Consider the following 16,522-nt stretch of genomic DNA (forward strand, 5'->3'; position numbering starts at 1 on the left):
ACTCTCTTCAATCTTAGGGAGTGCGCTCATTATCGTTTAACAGTGCCGTGGCAGAAGTGGGTGCAACCGGATGGAGAGACCCCATGAAATCTTCTGCCAGACTACTGACATGTGCATTGGCGCTCGCAGCGTTTCCGGCATTGTCGCAGGAAGTTCCCAATCGGGTGCCCAACTTCTATGCTGGCCAGCGCGTTCCCGGAATGGTGAACGTACAGACGACTGTCTCCTTGTCGGTTCCTGTTGACGCGGCGCAGGAACTTGCCGACCAGATCAAGGCGGCCCAGAAAGGATTTTACGTCATGGCCGGCGGGCAATGCGATCTCATTCTGGAGACGCTGGCCGAGAGCTGCCAGATTACCAATCTCACGAGCAGCGCGGATCTCAATCGCGGCTCGCGAAACGACATCATCGTGCGCGGCACTGTCACCATGGCCGTGAAGCTGAAGGACAGCCCGCAGAAGCCTTGATGCCGTTTCTTCGGCGTTAGGATGATCGAAGCGGCAGTTATCTGCCGCCTCTGATCGTGCGAGACTGTTTTAGGCTGCCACTTGCTTTCGCTTCATCAGCGCATCGATGCTGAACGGACCGGCACCGGCCGCGACGAAGTACAGGAATAGGAAGCAGAAGAGGATTGCGGCCACGCCGCCATTCTGCGCCGGGTAGAAGCTCTTCGGCGCATGCGCGATGAAATAGGCGAAAGCCATCAGGCCGGCGAGGACGAAAGCTGCAACGCGCGTCTTGAAGCCGACCAGCACAAGGAAGCCCAGCGTCAGTTCCAGCAACCCTGCGATCCATGGGAGCGAGCCGACCGGTGGAACGCTCGCTGCGGCCGGAAAATGCAGGATCTTCTGCGTTCCGTAGCTGAAGAGTACAAACGACGAGACGATGCGCAGCACGCTGAGAAGATGGGGCTGCAGCAGATGGATCGAAGAGAGCATAGGATTCCTTTCATCCCCCAAGAATTCAGAGACGTCTCTATCGACGGTCGCCGGAATGACAAATCACGACTGCTGACATTAGCGTTATCGGATATAGCTGGAGGCGCGGCCAGATTCCACGGCGCCGATCGCCCAGCGGAGAATGGCGCACCTGCAACGTTACAGTTTAGTCTGTACAAGCCATCGATGCTTGGCTAAACCGCCACTATGCCGCAATCCACGGGGTTCCAGATGTACGATCCGAAGCTTCTTGCCGCTCGCTTTCCGGGCGATTTCACCTTTGGCGTTGCAACGGCTGCTTTCCAGATCGAGGGCGCCTCAAGGGCCGACGGGCGTAAGCCGTCCATCTGGGACGCCTTCTGCAACATGCCGGGGCGCGTCTATAACCGCCAGAACGGTGATGTCGCCTGCGATCACTACAATCGCCTCGATGAGGACCTCGATCTCATCAAATCGATGGGTGTGAAGGCGTACCGTTTTTCGATTGCCTGGCCACGCATTATTCCCGACGGCACCGGACCGGTGAACGAAGCCGGCCTCGATTTCTACGATCGTCTGGTCGACGGCTGCAAGGCGCGCGGCATCAAGACCTTCGCTACGCTCTATCATTGGGACCTGCCGTTGACCTTGATGGGAGATGGCGGCTGGACGGCGCGTTCGACGGCTTACGCCTATCAGCGCTACGCCCAGACCGTCATGCGCCGTCTTGGCGACCGGCTCGACAGCGTGGCCACGTTCAACGAACCATGGTGCATCGTCTGGCTCAGCCACCTTTACGGCATCCATGCGCCGGGCGAACGTAATATGCAGGCAGCGCTCTATGCCATGCACACCATGAACCTTGCCCACGGTCTCGCCGTCGAAGCTGTCCGGTCCGAAGCGCCGAATGTTCCGGTGGGCCTAGTGCTCAACGCGATGTCCGTCATTCCAGGTTCGCAGAGCGAGGCAGACCTTGCTGCCGGTGAGCGGGCGCATCAGTTCCACAATGGTGCCTTCTTCGATCCCGTCTTCAAGGGCGAATATCCGCCGGAGTTCGTGGCAGCGCTCGGCGATCGCATGCCGATGGTCGAGGACGGCGATTTGAAGATCATCAGCCAGAAGCTCGATTGGTGGGGCCTCAACTATTACACGCCTTTGCGCGTTGGCGACGATCCGGCCAGGAGCGGCGATTTTCCTTGGACGCTTGAGGCGCCGCGTGTCAGCGACGTGAAGACCGATATCGGCTGGGAAGTCTATGCGCCGGGCCTGAAGAATGTCGTCGAGGATCTTTATCGCCGCTACGAGTTGCCGGAGTGCTACATCACCGAAAACGGGGCCTGCTACAACATGGGCATCGTCAATGCGGAGGTCGACGATCAGCCGCGCCTCGATTATTACAGCGATCACCTTGCTGTCGTCGCCGATCTCATCAAGGATGGCTATCCGATGCGCGGCTATTTCGCCTGGAGCCTGATGGACAATTTCGAGTGGGCGGAAGGCTACAAGATGCGTTTCGGCCTAGTCCATGTCGACTATGAAACGCAGGTGCGCACCGTCAAGAAGAGCGGCAAGTGGTATCGCGAGCTTGCGAGCCAGTTTCCCAAGGGCAATCACAAGACGACATGACCGCACTGCCGATGGCGCGAATCGAAGCGAAGGCGTAAGCCGGACCGCATGGAAAAGCCGATCCTACTCTATGCGCTTTGTGGCAGCCAGCGGCTGGCCTCGACGAACCGCCTGCTGCTGGAAGCCCTTAGCGAGCATGCGCCTGAGGGCATATCGATCGAAATCTGCGATCTGATCGGCGACCTGCCGATCTTCAATCCTGATCGGGAAGGCGAGAGCACGCCGGCGGTCGTCGAAGAGTTTGCGACGAAGGTCCGCGCGGCAGATGGCGTCATCGTCGCCTGTCCGGAATATGCGCATGGCATCCCAGGGGGTTTCAAGAATGCTCTGGACTGGCTGGTCTCCCGTGACGAGGTGCCGTTCAAGCCGCTGATGCTCGCTCACACCTCGCATCGCGGCGAATTCGTACTGTCACAGCTGCAAGAGGTACTGACGACGATGTCCTTTGCGATCATTCCGCAGGCTTTCCTGAGAGTCCCGGTTCTCGGCAAGACGCCAGATGCGCAACGAGAGGCGCTGATGGCTGCGGCGAAAGATGGAATTCTGGCGGTTGCCCTGAATACCTTCCGCGCAGCGATCGAGAAGACCGCCTTCTGAATGGCGTTTCTCCTGAAGTGAGAGGCTTTTTTCTTCGGCGCTCAATTCAAAGAAAAAATCTCTCTGTTTAATCCGCTATCATTCCGCCCATAAGATATGGCGTTTCGCGGCGCATGGCTGCCATGCGTGGATGAAATTGAACGTTACGGTTTTGCAATGTTAAAGACTGCCTCTCTGTTCCGAATGCGCTACCGAATGCCGGCCTGACTCAAGCGCCTGTCCTGGGCCCTTCGATGCGCACAGGATTTTTTGAACTTCGAGAGCATAGATGCAACCCGACCCCAAACCCGCCGCCGCAAATGCCGTTGTCTTTGAGAATGTATCGAAACGCTTCGGCGCCGAAGGCAAATCCTTCACCGCCGTTGACGCGGTCGATTTTGCCGTCGCGCGCGGCTCCATCACCGGCATCATCGGCCGCTCCGGCGCCGGCAAGTCGACGCTGATCCGCCTTGTCAATGGGCTGGAGCGCCCGACAAGCGGCAAGGTCATCGTCGACGGTGTCAATGTGCCCGATCTGGATGAGGCCGGCCTACGGGCTCTCCGCCGTTCGGTTGGCATGATCTTCCAGCATTTCAACCTGCTTTCCTCGCGCACTGCCTACGGGAATGTCGCGCTGCCCCTGGAAATCGCCGGTTTCGATCGGGATGCCATCCGCGCGCGCGTCGAGCCTCTGCTCGATCTCGTTGGCCTTTCCGACAAGCGCGACCGCTATCCGGCCGAACTTTCCGGCGGCCAGAAGCAGCGCGTTGGTATCGCCCGCGCGCTTGCCACGCAGCCGAAGCTCTTGCTTTCCGACGAAGCGACCTCGGCGCTCGACCCGGAAACCACCCAGTCGATCCTCGAACTGCTGAAGCGCATCAATGCCGAGCTCGGCCTTACCGTGCTTCTGATCACGCACGAGATGGAAGTCGTCAAAGCCGTTACAAGCGACGTCGCCGTAATCGACCGGGGCGTTATCGTCGAGCGCGGCCGCACCTTCGATGTATTCACACGGCCGCAACATGCGACGACGCGGGCGCTTCTTGCCGGCCTCCCGGGCTCGAAGCTTCCGACAGCGCTCGCATCCAGCCTGCAGCCGCAAAAGGCGGCGGGCGGGCGCGTTGCCGTGCGTGTCACTTTCTTCGGCGCGACCGCGGAACAGCCGCTGATCTCGCAGCTTATTCAAACATTGGGTTCGGACATCAATATCATCGCCGGCACGGTCGATGAGATCGGCGGAGAGCCCTATGGCTCGCTCATCATCGCCTATTCGGCCGATGATGCGACCACCGCGAAAGCGGACAGATTCTTCGAAATGAATGGCCTCATTGCGGAGGTGCTCGGCTATGTCGCCTGATATGCTCTTCAACCTGCTCTACAAGGCGCTTCTCCAGACGCTGCAGATGGTGGCCATCTCCGGCCTCGTCGGCTCGCTGATCGGCCTGCCGATCGGCGTATTCCTGGCGACCAGCGGCAAGGGCGAGCTTTTCCCGGCCCCCGTCAGCAACCGCGTCATTGGCGCGATCGTCAACGCGGCGCGCTCGACGCCCTTCATCATCCTCGTCGTGGCCATCATTCCCTTCACCCGCCTCGTCACCGGCACCTCGATAGGCACCTATGCGGCGATCGTGCCGCTTACGATCGCGACCATTCCTTTCGTCGCGAGACTTGCGGAGGCGGCGATCCGCGAGGTGGACAAGGGCTTGATTGAGGCTGCCCGCGCCATGGGCGCGACACCGCTGCAGATCGTCTTCAAGGTGCTGCTTGCCGAAGCCAAGCCCGGGCTTGCCCTGGCGCTCACTCTCACGCTGGTCAGCCTGGTCGGTTATTCCGCCATGGTCGGCGCGGTTGGCGGCGGCGGCCTCGGAGACCTCGGCATCCGCTACGGCTACCAGCGCTTCATGCCGGAAGTGATGCTTGCTGTCGTCGTGGTGCTGATCGTGCTCGTCCAGCTCATCCAGAGCGCGGGCGATGCGCTCGCCCGCCGCTTCGACAAGCGCAGCCGTAAGACCTGATTTCCGAAATCCAGCCTCCCAAGACTGGCCGCTTGCCAACCTGTTTGAACGATAACTGAAGGAGACATCCATGAAGAAGCTCATCCTCGCAGCCGCACTCGCTGCCTTCGCCGCCTTCCCGGCGCTTGCGGAAACCATTAAGGTCGGCGTGACCCCCGGCGAGCACGCTCAGATCATGGAGAAGGTCAAGGAAATCGCAGCCAAGAAGGGCCTGGACGTCGAGATCCTCGAATTCTCCGACTATGTGGTTCCGAACCAGGCGCTGGCCGACGGCGAACTTAATGCCAATTCCTTCCAGCACCAGCCGTATCTAGACAACCAGATTGCCGACCGCGGCTTCGACATCGTCAGCGTCGGCCTCACCATTACCACCCCGATGGGCGTCTATTCCAAGAAGGTGAAGAACCTCGACGAGCTGAAGGATGGCGCGACGATCGGCATTCCGAACGATCCGACCAATGGCGGCCGTGCTCTTCTGGTCCTTGCCTCCAAGGGTCTGATCAAGGTGAAGCCGGATGCCGGATTGAAGGTGACCCCGGCCGACATTACCGAAAACCCGAAGAACATCGAGTTTGCCGAGCTTGATGCAGCCCAGCTGCCGCGCTCGCTGGATGATGTCGATGCCGCTGTTATCAACACCAACTACGCGCTGGAAGCTGGCCTCAACCCGAAGAAGGATGCGATCGCCATCGAACGCGAAAAGTCTCCCTATGCAAACGTCATTGCGGTGCGCAGTCAGGACAAGGATCAGCCCTGGGTCAAAACCCTGGTGGAGTCTTATCACAGCGATGCCGTCAAGCAGTTCATCGCTGACACCTTCAAGGGTACCGTGATCGCCAGCTGGTAAGCGAGAGCTTAAATTTCCGGCTTGATCTGACCCTTCCCGCTTGGCGGGAAGGGTCTTTTTCGTTTTTAAAATTCGCATTTGAAAAAGTCATGCTGAGCAATTCTCGTGCTGCGGCTTTAACCGTTTTTGAAACCTTGGCTGGCAAGGTCCCCGAGGGTTGAGGATCAATGTATGCCTGCGTTCTTTGGGCAGAAAAGCCAGTATTCGGGGATCGGCCGCCATACGACCGTCGTAGGTGTCCTGTTTTCCTTTGCGCTCATCGTAGCAGTGGTGACCGTCATGGTGCTGACGGCGCTGTCACATGTGGCCGAGAACGCCAACGTTCTTGATGACGAGCGTTCGCGGGAGACGACGACAGGCGCGATCAAGACAGTCCAGGAGCAGCTTGGCGCCACGCTCAACGACTATTCGACATGGAACGATGCCGTGGCCAATGTCTATTCTGCGGATGGGATGGCTTGGACGATCGATAACTACGGTGAAGCGTCCGCCGACACTCCGCTTTTCGACATGACGATCGTCATTGGCGACGACAAGAAGCCGCTGATTGCCTATCGCAACGGCCAGCCGATGAAGGAAGCGCTCAGCGATTTCTTCTCGCCGTCCCTCTGGGCGCTGTTCGATAGCGTGAAGACGGCCGGTCTGCAGTCGCCAGAGGCCGTCGGCTTCGTCGGTACGAAGCGCGGAGTTGCCATGGTTGGCCTTGCACTCGTGCGGGGGAAATTCGGTACTCTGGATGTGCCAGCCGGTCAGCGCCGCTATCTGATCCTTGTGCGCCATCTGACCGATAAAAAGATCGCAGCGCTCGGCGAGACCTATCTCATCCCCGGTTTGAAGCTGGTGCCATCGACGTACGACGCGCAATATTCCGTGGCAATCAATGACGCGGCGGGAAGGGCGCTCGGCAAACTCGTTTGGGTTTCCCGCTCCCCGGGCGACATCGGCTACGCACAGGTGTGGCCAATGGTTGTCAAAGCGCTCGGTCTTGTCGGGCTGTTTTTTGCCGTGCTGCTCGTCATTGGCTGGCTCGCCGGACGCCGCCTCAAGGCGGAGGAAATCAGCGCTCGCGAGGACGCGCTGCGCGATCGCCTGAGCGGGCTCTCGAACCGCGAGGGTCTCGGGTTTGCCGTCGACGAGATCGTTGCCGAGGCGACGCAAACCGGCAAGAGCGTATTGCTTCTCTATCTTGATCTTGACGGGTTCAAGGAAGTCAACGACAGCTACGGCCACGGCACCGGCGACCAGTTGATCCGCGCGGTTGCAGCGGGCCTCAGGATGCTGATACCTGAAGGCGCGGTTCTGGCTCGCATCGGCGGCGATGAATTCGCGATTGCTTTCCTGTCCGACGGCGGCAACGCCGATGCTCTCCAGCTTTCGGAACAGATACTCGATTTCCTGGCCGAACCACTGGAAATTGGCCGCCGGGTTGTCGTCGTAGGCGCCAGCATCGGCATCGCGATGTCTGCGGCCGGCGCGATTGGCCGCGAAGAATTGGTCCGCCGTGCCGATCTGGCGATGTACAAGGCAAAGGAAGCCGGCCGGGCGCGCATGACGCTTTACGATCCACTCATGGATGCCGACCGGGAGGAGCGCAATGCGCTCGAACTCGACCTGCGCACGGCGATCGACACCGGCGATCTGACGCTCGTATACCAGCCGCTGATCGATGCCTCCACACACGAGATGTATGGCGTCGAAGCCCTGGTGCGTTGGAATCGCCCCGGCCATGGCCCGGTCTCGCCAGAGATATTCATTCCGATTGCGGAAACCAGCGGACTTATCGAGGCGCTCGGCCTCTTCGTGCTGCGCAAGGCCTGCGAGACCGCCAAGCAATGGCCGGAACTGCGCGTGGCGGTAAATGTCTCCCCCGGTCAGTTCCGCAATCCGGCCTTTGCTGACTACGTGCGCTACGTCCTTAAACAGACGGGCATCGAGGCAGAGCGCGTGACGCTGGAGATCACTGAAGGCTATATGATCCAGAACCCGCAGCGCACACGCCAGTCCATCGAGCGGCTGAAGACGCTCGGCCTCAAGATTGCGCTCGATGATTTCGGTTCGGGTTTTTCATCGATCGGCTATCTGCGCCAGTTCGGTTTCGACCGCATCAAGATCGACCGTTCGCTGGTCCAGGGCGTTACCGAAAGCGACAGCCAGCGCGAAATGCTGCAGGCGACAGTTGCCCTTGCCCGTTCACTCAACATTCCGGTGACAGCCGAGGGCATCGAGACGGAAGAGCAGGCGCTTGCCGTCCGTCTCTTCGGCTGTGATAGCCTGCAGGGCTTTTTCTTCAGCAAGCCGGTGCCGGCGGACAGGATCACCGAGATGCTGGAAGAAGGCCGTCGGCCCGACCGTTTGGGGCGTGCGACAAGCGCAGCTTAAGTCCCGATGTGCTTCTGCCCGCGCTTCCTGGCGAGCGCGATCTGATGCTGCCGCTGGCGGTAGCGCAGCCGGTCGTCTTCCGTGCGCGTGTGATAGCAGTTGCTGCAGGAGACGCCCTCTTCAAAGAGAGGCGAACTGATCTCTTCGACCGTGATCGGATTGCGGCAGGCATGACAAAGCTTGTGCTCGCCTTCCTTCAACCCATGCTCGACCGAAACGCGCTCGTCGAAGACGAAGCAGGCGCCGTCCCATAGGCTTTCTTCCTGCGGAACTTCTTCCAGATATTTCAGGATTCCGCCCTTGAGGTGGTATACCTCGTCGAAGCCCTGCTCCTTCATGAAGGCTGTCGCCTTTTCGCAGCGGATGCCTCCGGTGCAATACATGGCGATCTTTGGCTTGTTATGCAGACCGGGGTTCTGACGCACCCATTCGGGAAACTCGCGAAAGGTCTTCGTCTTCGGGTCAACGGCGCCGCGGAAGGTGCCGATCGCCGTTTCGTAGTCGTTGCGGGTGTCGATGACGATGGTGTCGGGATCGGAGATCAGCGCATTCCAATCCTGCGGCGTCACATAGGTGCCGACGACCTTGTTGGGGTCGACATCTTCGACACCCATCGTCACGATCTCTTTCTTCAGCTTCACCTTCATGCGCAGGAACGGCATCTTGGACGCCCGGCTTTCCTTGTGCTCCAGCGCTGAAAATTCCGGCTGCGCCCGCAGATAGTCAAGCACTGTGTCGATGCCGGCATCCGGCCCGGCGATCGTCCCGTTGATGCCCTCATGCGCCAGAAGCAGCGTGCCCTTCACGCCGTTTTCCTCGCAAAGCGCCTGCAAAGGCTCACGCAGGCTCTCGAAGCGAGGCACAGATACAAAATGATAAAGCGCCGCCACGAGGAACGGACTGGTGTGATTGATGCTGCCGGTCATGGGCGCTGAAATACAGAATATGGTCTCGCGGTGCAATCTCCTTCGGCGCCGCAGGAGGAAGCCCCGCTTGCTTCACGCCGCAGCGCGCCAGAGCACTTCGATGTGCTTTGCTTCCTTGGCCGGCTTGCCGGCAAAGACTGCCTCTGCTTTCACCAGTGAGTCGCGCCTGTCCTCCTGCTGGCGGTGGGCGATGCTGTCCAGCAGGCGCGACAGGTCGTCGTCTCGTGTAAAAAGCTGCGGCTCGGCTTCGACCAGTGCGCCGAGCACCGCAAGGTCGTGCACATGGCCGAGGATATCGACAAGTTCCTTCGTGTCTGCGCGGCGCGCTTTCATGGCAGCTGGCCAAAGCGGCGTCAGTAGTCGGTGATAAGCACGAAAATCCTGCGTGCGCTTACGCAGTTCGTGAAAGGCTTCGGCGGATGCTTCGTCGTGACATCTCGCAATTGCGGCACGGGCTTTTCTGGCCGTTCTCCGCCAGCCCTTGCCGACAAGGCGGATAGCTTTCTTGCCGCTTCCGCTAAAGGACACGTCGTCGAGCGCGGCGCGTGCCTCCTTCAGAACGTCCGCCGTTTCCTGCAGCTTCTGCTCGAGGCCGCTTTCGGCCTCGGCCATCCAGTCCCGACGCGCTTCGAGGATGGCGACGGTGCGGCCGAGCGCTTCGGCCTCCTCCATACTGCGCGCCTTCTCCTTCAGATACTCCACGGTTCCGATCAGCGCGGCAGCGTCGCGAATCGCGGAGAGCGATTTTGCTGCATCCCGGAGCCGCGCATTTTCGCGCTTCTGAAAATCGGGAACCTCGCGGGCGACGAGGCGGTAGAGTGAGCGCACCTTCTTGAGATTCTTACGGAAGTCATGGATGGCCTCATCTGCGCCATCCGGCTGCTGCTCGAGCGTGGCGATTGCCCGCCGCAGCTCCCTGCCGGCGGCATCGCGGAATTCATCGGTGAAGTCGGCGTCAGGCCGTATGCGAAAGGGCATCCTGATCGTACTCGAATTCGGTCGCGAGTGCTTGGTTGGAGTAGCGGAAATCGCCGGAAACTTCGCGTCCGAGCCAAGCGGGATGGGAGGGATCGTCCTTTTCGGACTTCATTTCCACTTCCGCAATCACGAGGCCTCGATGCGCACCGGAAAAGACGTCGACTTCCCAGACGAAGCCTGCATGCGGCACGCGGTAGCGCGTCTTTTCTATCACCAAACCGATGGCGCTTTGCAGCAGCTCCTCGGCGTCGGAAACGGGAATGTCGTACTCGAATTCGTCGCGGGTAACCGTGCTGCGGCCGATCTTGACCGTCAATCTTGCGCTTTTTCCGTCGAGAATGCGCACCCGCACAGAACGATCGTCCGTCGAGGCGATGTAACCCTGTCTGAGGATCGATCTCGTCTCGGCCTTTGAATGCCAGCCGTCGTTGCGTACTAGAAACTTCCGCTCGATCTCTTTCGCCATATCAGTGAACCTTTTGTGACGATGAAGGTACCGTAGCGTAATTTTCCCGGTGGCGATACCCGTGTTGTTGCCGAGGTCGATTTGTCTCGACAACGATGGCTCCTGGGGGTATTCGGAACCCGAATTCAATCGTTTAAAGGAACCATCCGGCCATGGGCGAGAAGACAGAAAAGCTCCTTTCCATCCTCAAACTTCAGCCAGTCGTTCCGGTCCTGATCGTGGATGACGTGAAGTCGGGCGTTTTGTTGGCGCGCGCGCTGGTCGCCGGTGGGCTGAAGGCAATCGAAATCACGATGCGCACGCCCGCGGCGCTCGATGCGGTGCGCGCTGTCGCGGAAGAAGTCGAAGGTGCTGAAGTCGGCGCGGGTACGATCCTGAACGCCCAGCACTGGGAAGCGGCCGTTGCCGCGGGCTCTAAGTTCATCGTCAGCCCGGGCGCCACGCAGGAGCTGCTCGACGCCGCGGCGCAGTCGTCGGTTCCGCTGCTGCCGGGCGCTGCGACGGTAAGCGAAGTCATGGCGCTTCGCGAAGAGGGCTATCAGGTGCTGAAGTTCTTCCCCGCCGAACAGGCGGGCGGAGCCGCATATCTCAAGGCGCTCTCCTCACCGCTTGCCGGCACGCTCTTCTGCCCGACTGGCGGCATTTCGCTGAAGAATGCCAATGATTACTTGTCACTGCCAAACGTCGTCTGCGTCGGCGGCTCCTGGGTCGCCCCGAAGGAACTCGTTGCTGCAGGCGACTGGGCGGGTATTACGAAGCTCGCTTCCGAAGCGGCGGCATTGAAGGCCTGATATTTTTTCCTCAATCCGGGATGCCGGCGGTTTCCGCCGGCATTTGTATTTGCTGCCTGACCTCCTATCTTCATCTCTGGCGCTAATGGGAGATGACGAGGGATGTTCGACGCGAAAAAGCTTCTTGACCAGTTTCTAGGATCGCAAATTCCGGGCGTCGGCGGTACCGTCCGCGACCGGGCAGGCGATGCTGTCCAGTTGGCCAAGGACAATCCGTGGAAGGCTGGCGCGTTGGCGACTGTACTTCTTGGAACGAAGACGGGCCGCGGTATCGCGAGCAATGCGCTGACGATCGGCGGGCTGGCTGCCATCGCCGGCCTTGGCTACCAGGCCTATCAGAATTACAAGGAAGGTCAGGCGCCGGCCAAGCCTTCAGATCCGGCTTCGCCTTCGACACCGATCGTATTGTCAGCTCCCGCCGAATCCGGCTTCGGCCCGGAATCGCCCGCCGGCAGCAACGAATTCGCCCTTGTGCTGATCCGCGCAATGATCGCCGCGGCCAAGGCCGACGGGCATATCGACGATGCCGAGCAAGCGCTCATCATGGACAAGATGAAGGTTGCCGATGTCACCGGCGAAGCCGCATCCTTCATCGAACGCGAACTTGCCTCTCCGACCAATCTCGATGCGCTGGTTGCGGCCGCGAGGACCGAGGAGCAGAAGGTCGAACTCTATACGGCCTCGCGCCTGACGATCGAGCCGGAATCGCGCGCCGAGCGCGGCTATCTCGATCTCCTTGCCGGCCGTCTCGGCCTTGCGGATGCGCTTGTGGATCATATCGAGGCAACGGTTTCCTCCGCCAAGATCAGCTTGTCTCAGTGACATTGTGACCGGTTGCCTTTCAAAGGCGGCTGGCCTATCCACTCTTCGAGAAGAGGGGAGTGAACATGCGCGATCTATCGAATTTCAAGGTGCCAGCGCCCGGCTATGTGACGCTGAAGGGACGATATGTAACGGTCGAGCCTTATGTGCGTGAGAAGCATCTTCAAGCGCTTTGGGATGGCCTCGGCGGCATGGGCATCAATCCGCTGCTCCTCTACTTCGCGCAGGACGATTTCACCGGCATCGAGGATTTCGCCGCCTGGCTCGAAAACGCCAAGAAAGGCGGCTGGCTGACGCATGTCTTCCGCGACAATGCGGCAGGCAAGATTGTCGGCATGGCCAACTACATGCGAGCTGATCCGGCTAACGGCGTCGTCGAAGTCGGCGGTGTGGCCCATGGTGCGGACATGAAGCGATCGCCGCTTTCGACCGAAGCGCACTATCTCATGGCCAAGCATGTCTTCGAAGACCTCGGCTACCGCCGCTACGAATGGAAGTGCGACAACAACAATGAGGCCAGTAAGACAACCGCTGCGCGCTACGGCTTCACTTTCGAAGGTGTGTTCCGCCAGCACATGCTTTCCAAGCGCCGCAACCGCGACACCGCTTGGTTCTCCATGATCGATAGCGAGTGGCCGCTGATCAACGAGGCCTTCGAGAGCTGGCTTTCACCGGATAACTTCGATGGCGAAGGCAAGCAGCGACGCCGCCTGTACGATATCCGCGCCGACATTGAAAAGGAAAGGCTTGCATGAGTCCGGAAAGCCGATCGCAGGCGATCGCTGCTGCCGTCATTCTGCTGGGTGCCGGCCTGGTCATCTATTTCCTCCCGACCCTCGTTCTCTGGATCGGTAATTACTCGCCGGCGCTTGCCTTCGCTGTCGGGGCGATCCTGCTCCTTGGTTTCTTCGTGATTTTCTGGCTGCGCGCTCGCTACCAGCGCAATAAAGGGCGCTCAGCTTCAACCCTGAAGTGATGCGCCCAGCAGAAGCCCGCCCATGCATATCACCAGCACGGCGCCTAGAATTTCGATGGCATTGCCGATCCAGACCGACGTTGCCGAGCCGCGGCCGGCGATGCGAACGGCGGTGCCCTTGGCGGTAACGGCAATGATTGCGAGGATCGCGACGGTGATCGCGGTTCCGAGGGACATGGCGAGCACGGAAAGAATGCCGCCGAGATAGAGTCCGTTCAGCAGCGAAAAGGTCATGACGAGCAGCGCCCCGGAGCAGGGGCGAAGGCCGACGGCAACGATCGCCGACCAGGCTTCCCGGACACTGAACTTGTCGGCTCCCAGCAGCGACGGATCCGGCGCGTGGGATCGGCCGCAGGTTTCACAGGCCATGCCGGAAATGAATTTATGTCCCGCCTTGCGCGCGGTGCTCTCGCCGAAGGCGTAGGCGTCCACTTCGCCCCGGCTGTCATTGTCCTTCCAGTCGAGCATCATGCTGACCGGACCTGCGGATGTTGCCACGGCTTGACGTTGCGGCAAAGCGCCGATCATCGAGCGCAGCTTACGGAAGAGCAGCCAAACGCCAAAGGCAATGACCATCACGAAGCTTGCGATCTCCATTGCGTGCGTCGCCTCTGTCAGCGTTATGCCGCTACCGCGCAATACCAGCCAGGCGCCGCCGACGAGCGCCACCGCCATCACGCCTTGAACGAAGGCGGAGATGAAGGAGATCACCACGCCGCGCCTCAGTTCGACCTCGTTGGCGATCATGTAGGAGGAGATGACCGCCTTGCCGTGTCCGGGACCGGCCGCATGGAAGACACCGTAGGCAAAGGAAAGTCCGATGAGCGACGTCAACTGCCACGGGTCTTCGCGCATGGCTTTCAGCGCGCCTGTCAGCGCACGGTAAAAAGCTTGCTGTTCGTAATTCACATAGAGGAATAGCGGCGCCAGGGGCCCGCCCGTCGGCTGGAAACTCGGCTCTGCGGTTCCAATGCCGAGCGGCGACTGCGCATGCGCCACACTCGTCATGGCAAGAAGCACGAGCGCGGCTGCGGAAAGGGCAAGCGAGGCGCTCCGTTTCAGCATGAGACCTCCAGCCTGGTGGCAAAGAGCTTGGACATGTTCGTGCCGGTCGGGTCGTTGAAGAAAGCGTCCGTCAGCGACTGCTTGTTCTCCGCAATCACCTGGTCCGCATCCGGGCGCAGCACGTCCTGCTTGCAGCTCTTGAAGCCGTCGCCGACCAGCACCAGTTCGTTGTCCGTAGGAAAGTCTATCGAGGTATAGAGCGTCGGGTCGTAGACACCGAAGGTCAGCTTGCCCTTCAGAGGCATCTTCTCCGCGGGCTTCACCGCGAAAAACATCAGAAGCTGGCCTTCCTTGTAGTCGACGTGGATGATGTCCGGCTTCTGCACGGTCACGTTTTTGCCGTCGATTGTCAGGTTCATATAGTAGTCGTAGTCGGCCAGTGAATCCCGGACCGTCTTGCCGACCTCGGCGAGCTCGTTCGGCTCCAGCTTCAGATCGGTGTTCTTGTCAAAATCCATGACGACCGAGGAGGAGAAGATCTCGTCGAAGCGCCAGACGTTCCGCAGCTCCTGGACGCTGCCGTCGGGCGCCGCAACGACTTCGAGCCGAGCTTCGACGAATATATGCGGATGTGCCATAGCCGCGGCCGGCGCAAGCGAGATCAGAGCGGCTACCGGGAGTATCGATTTTTTCATCTTGTCGGGTTACCGCTCTGCCCAAATCGGATGGTGTCTTCTTGCCGGAGAATGGGACGGAATTGGGACCCGGTCTCAAGGCGGCAAAGTGCCTCAGGCGATCCTCAAGGGTGCTTCTTGAACCAGGCCTGGAGGTAGTCCACGAAGATGCGGACTTTTGCCGGCAGGTAGCGCCGATGCGGGTAGACGGCGTAAATCCCGCGATCCGTGGGCAAGTAGTCATTGAACAGCGTCACGAGGCGGCCGTCCTCGATAGGCTTGCGAGCGATGAAGTCCGGAATGACCGCAATGCCGATACCGGTGAGTGCCGCGCGCAATGTCGCATGCGGGCTGTTCACTTCGATCGGTCCCGAGACAGCCACCGCAAACGAGGTGCTGTCCGGGTTGTAGAAACGGACGCTTGCCTGCGTGCGCGAGTTGGTGTCAACGATGAAGGGAACGTTGGAAATGTCCGTCGGGTGCTCGATATTCGGATAGCGCTCGAGGAACTCAGGCGTTGCGCAGACATGCACGCGGAAATCGGAGATCTTGCGGGCGATCATTCCTGAATCTTCGAGCTTCGTGACGCGAATTGCCAGGTCGAAGCTCTCTTCGATCAGATCGACAAACCGGTCGTCAGCAGCGATTTCCAACTGCAGGTCGGGGTTCTCCTTGGCAAAGTCGATCAGCGACTGCCCGACATCCGCATCAACGAACGTGCGCGGTACGGAAATCCTCAGCCGGCCTTTGAGCAGCGCGTTGTTCTCGCGGACCAGATCGGCGAGATTGTCGATCTCCTTCAGAATGTCCGAGGCGGTGCGGTAATAGGTGTGACCGGCCTCGGTCATGGAGAACTGGCGGGTGGTGCGGTTGAGCAGCAGGGCGCCGAGGTCATCCTCCAACTCCCGCACATATTTGGAGAGCAGCGCCTTGGAGCGGCCGGTGCGCCTCGCGGCCGCGGAAAAGCCTTCTGCTTCCACAACATCGATGAAGGCACGTATGCGGGTCAAGGTGTCCATGGCGATCCTCTATATCTGTTGAAGAACGTTGAACAAATTGTCCATTCGCGTTCAATTATTTTTTTGAGTTGGAGCATAAAATTTCTCTTGATTATGACGGCGAATATTCCTACTTCCGGGTCAGCCCAAAGTCGCACGTGCCCATGGGTGTCCGCCGAACCCTCGAATTGGTGAGGAAATCGGTAAGGTACCTGGAATTAACCCCTCCAGTCGCTATTCCGGCCAACCGGAGAATGCGAGGACGCCTGAAGCAACGACGGTGCGGGCCTTTTTGTTCTCTCCCTGCTTTCCATCAGCGGGGGTTACTGAAGAGGCACACCTTCATTGCCGGAAGTGCGGTTGGGAATCTCCCTCCAATCCAAGGCAGACAAAGCCGGATCCATGTCGCTTATGCGGCGTTGATTCATCATTCGCGCTATCAAGCGCTTGCTAAGGTTCCGGGGTCTCCATCGGCTGGTTCCTATGCGAGCGATTGATCGCCCTTTGTCCTCCGGTGTTTTGCCGG

General features: G+C 59.9%; 18 protein-coding genes. 11 read left to right on the forward strand and 7 right to left on the reverse strand.

Annotation, left to right across the window (positions count from 1 at the left end; translation table 11 throughout):
* Window positions 1-83 precede the first annotated feature (83 nt).
* Entirely contained in the window at window positions 84-467 is a 384-nt protein-coding gene (locus tag HGP14_RS18725) for a hypothetical protein (protein WP_168831392.1), read from the forward strand.
* A gap of 69 nt (window positions 468-536) precedes the next feature.
* On the opposite strand, the gene HGP14_RS18730 is transcribed toward HGP14_RS18725, so the two are convergent.
* Window positions 537-938 (reverse strand): DoxX family protein, encoded by a 402-nt coding sequence (locus HGP14_RS18730; protein WP_168831393.1) that lies wholly within the window; start codon window positions 936-938, stop codon window positions 537-539.
* Between the two features lie 231 nt (window positions 939-1,169).
* On the opposite strand from HGP14_RS18730, the gene HGP14_RS18735 reads away from it, so the two are divergent.
* The 6 genes from HGP14_RS18735 (at window position 1,170) to HGP14_RS18760 (ending at window position 8,360) form a co-directional block, all read left to right on the forward strand.
* Window positions 1,170-2,543: a GH1 family beta-glucosidase gene (locus HGP14_RS18735; protein WP_168831394.1), complete on the forward strand. Its 1,374-nt coding sequence runs from the start codon at window positions 1,170-1,172 to the stop codon at window positions 2,541-2,543.
* A 48-nt stretch (window positions 2,544-2,591) separates the two neighbouring features.
* Window positions 2,592-3,140 (forward strand): NADPH-dependent FMN reductase, encoded by a 549-nt coding sequence (locus tag HGP14_RS18740; protein ID WP_168831395.1) that lies wholly within the window; start codon window positions 2,592-2,594, stop codon window positions 3,138-3,140.
* Window positions 3,141-3,408: 268 nt separating this feature from the next.
* A complete protein-coding gene (locus HGP14_RS18745) occupies window positions 3,409-4,476 on the forward strand; it encodes a methionine ABC transporter ATP-binding protein (RefSeq protein WP_168831396.1) in 1,068 nt (355 codons plus the stop codon).
* A complete protein-coding gene (locus tag HGP14_RS18750) occupies window positions 4,466-5,134 on the forward strand; it encodes a methionine ABC transporter permease (RefSeq protein ID WP_168831397.1) in 669 nt (222 codons plus the stop codon). The genes HGP14_RS18745 and HGP14_RS18750 overlap by 11 nt, the downstream gene beginning before the upstream one ends.
* A gap of 70 nt (window positions 5,135-5,204) precedes the next feature.
* A complete protein-coding gene (locus HGP14_RS18755) occupies window positions 5,205-5,981 on the forward strand; it encodes a MetQ/NlpA family ABC transporter substrate-binding protein (protein ID WP_168831398.1) in 777 nt (258 codons plus the stop codon).
* A gap of 171 nt (window positions 5,982-6,152) precedes the next feature.
* Window positions 6,153-8,360 carry an EAL domain-containing protein gene (locus HGP14_RS18760; RefSeq protein WP_168831399.1) on the forward strand — a complete coding sequence of 736 codons (2,208 nt, stop codon included), beginning with the start codon at window positions 6,153-6,155 and terminating at the stop codon, window positions 8,358-8,360.
* Here the strand turns inward: HGP14_RS18760 and HGP14_RS18765 are convergent.
* From HGP14_RS18765 to HGP14_RS18775, 3 genes are all read right to left on the reverse strand, one after another.
* The gene (locus tag HGP14_RS18765) at window positions 8,357-9,286 is read right to left on the reverse strand and encodes a rhodanese-related sulfurtransferase (protein WP_168831400.1); all 930 of its coding nucleotides are present in this window, start codon (window positions 9,284-9,286) and stop codon (window positions 8,357-8,359) included. The two genes, HGP14_RS18760 and HGP14_RS18765, sit on opposite strands and share 4 nt — an antisense overlap.
* Window positions 9,287-9,358: 72 nt before the next feature.
* Window positions 9,359-10,264, reverse strand: a complete 906-nt coding sequence (locus HGP14_RS18770; RefSeq protein WP_168831401.1) for a CHAD domain-containing protein — start codon at window positions 10,262-10,264, stop codon at window positions 9,359-9,361.
* Window positions 10,242-10,730 (reverse strand): CYTH domain-containing protein, encoded by a 489-nt coding sequence (locus tag HGP14_RS18775; RefSeq protein ID WP_168831637.1) that lies wholly within the window; start codon window positions 10,728-10,730, stop codon window positions 10,242-10,244. The genes HGP14_RS18770 and HGP14_RS18775 overlap by 23 nt, the downstream gene beginning before the upstream one ends.
* Window positions 10,731-10,882: 152 nt before the next feature.
* Here HGP14_RS18775 and HGP14_RS18780 point away from each other — a divergent pair, with 152 nt between their 5' ends.
* The 4 genes from HGP14_RS18780 to HGP14_RS18795 all read left to right on the forward strand — a co-directional run bounded on the left by HGP14_RS18780 (window position 10,883) and on the right by HGP14_RS18795 (window position 13,319).
* Window positions 10,883-11,521 (forward strand): 2-dehydro-3-deoxy-phosphogluconate aldolase, encoded by a 639-nt coding sequence (locus HGP14_RS18780; RefSeq protein ID WP_168831402.1) that lies wholly within the window; start codon window positions 10,883-10,885, stop codon window positions 11,519-11,521.
* Between the two features lie 102 nt (window positions 11,522-11,623).
* A complete protein-coding gene (locus HGP14_RS18785) occupies window positions 11,624-12,343 on the forward strand; it encodes a tellurite resistance TerB family protein (protein WP_168831403.1) in 720 nt (239 codons plus the stop codon).
* Between the two features lie 65 nt (window positions 12,344-12,408).
* Window positions 12,409-13,098 (forward strand): GNAT family N-acetyltransferase, encoded by a 690-nt coding sequence (locus HGP14_RS18790; protein WP_168831404.1) that lies wholly within the window; start codon window positions 12,409-12,411, stop codon window positions 13,096-13,098.
* Complete coding sequence (locus HGP14_RS18795) at window positions 13,095-13,319, forward strand: hypothetical protein (RefSeq protein ID WP_168831405.1); 225 nt, start codon at window positions 13,095-13,097, stop codon at window positions 13,317-13,319. The genes HGP14_RS18790 and HGP14_RS18795 overlap by 4 nt, the downstream gene beginning before the upstream one ends.
* Here HGP14_RS18795 and HGP14_RS18800 read toward each other — a convergent pair.
* The 3 genes from HGP14_RS18800 to HGP14_RS18810 all read right to left on the reverse strand — a co-directional run bounded on the left by HGP14_RS18800 (window position 13,305) and on the right by HGP14_RS18810 (window position 16,017).
* Window positions 13,305-14,384, reverse strand: a complete 1,080-nt coding sequence (locus HGP14_RS18800; protein ID WP_168831406.1) for a nickel/cobalt transporter — start codon at window positions 14,382-14,384, stop codon at window positions 13,305-13,307. The genes HGP14_RS18795 and HGP14_RS18800 overlap by 15 nt on opposite strands.
* Window positions 14,378-15,019 carry a DUF1007 family protein gene (locus HGP14_RS18805; RefSeq protein ID WP_168831407.1) on the reverse strand — a complete coding sequence of 214 codons (642 nt, stop codon included), beginning with the start codon at window positions 15,017-15,019 and terminating at the stop codon, window positions 14,378-14,380. Before HGP14_RS18805 ends, HGP14_RS18800 begins: the two co-directional genes overlap by 7 nt.
* A 104-nt stretch (window positions 15,020-15,123) precedes the next feature.
* Window positions 15,124-16,017, reverse strand: a complete 894-nt coding sequence (locus HGP14_RS18810; RefSeq protein WP_168831408.1) for a LysR family transcriptional regulator — start codon at window positions 16,015-16,017, stop codon at window positions 15,124-15,126.
* Window positions 16,018-16,522 lie beyond the last annotated feature (505 nt).

Origin of the sequence: Rhizobium sp. P32RR-XVIII, from assembly GCF_012641395.1 — a bacterium.
In the GTDB taxonomy this organism is placed as follows: Bacteria; Pseudomonadota; Alphaproteobacteria; order Rhizobiales; family Rhizobiaceae; genus Rhizobium.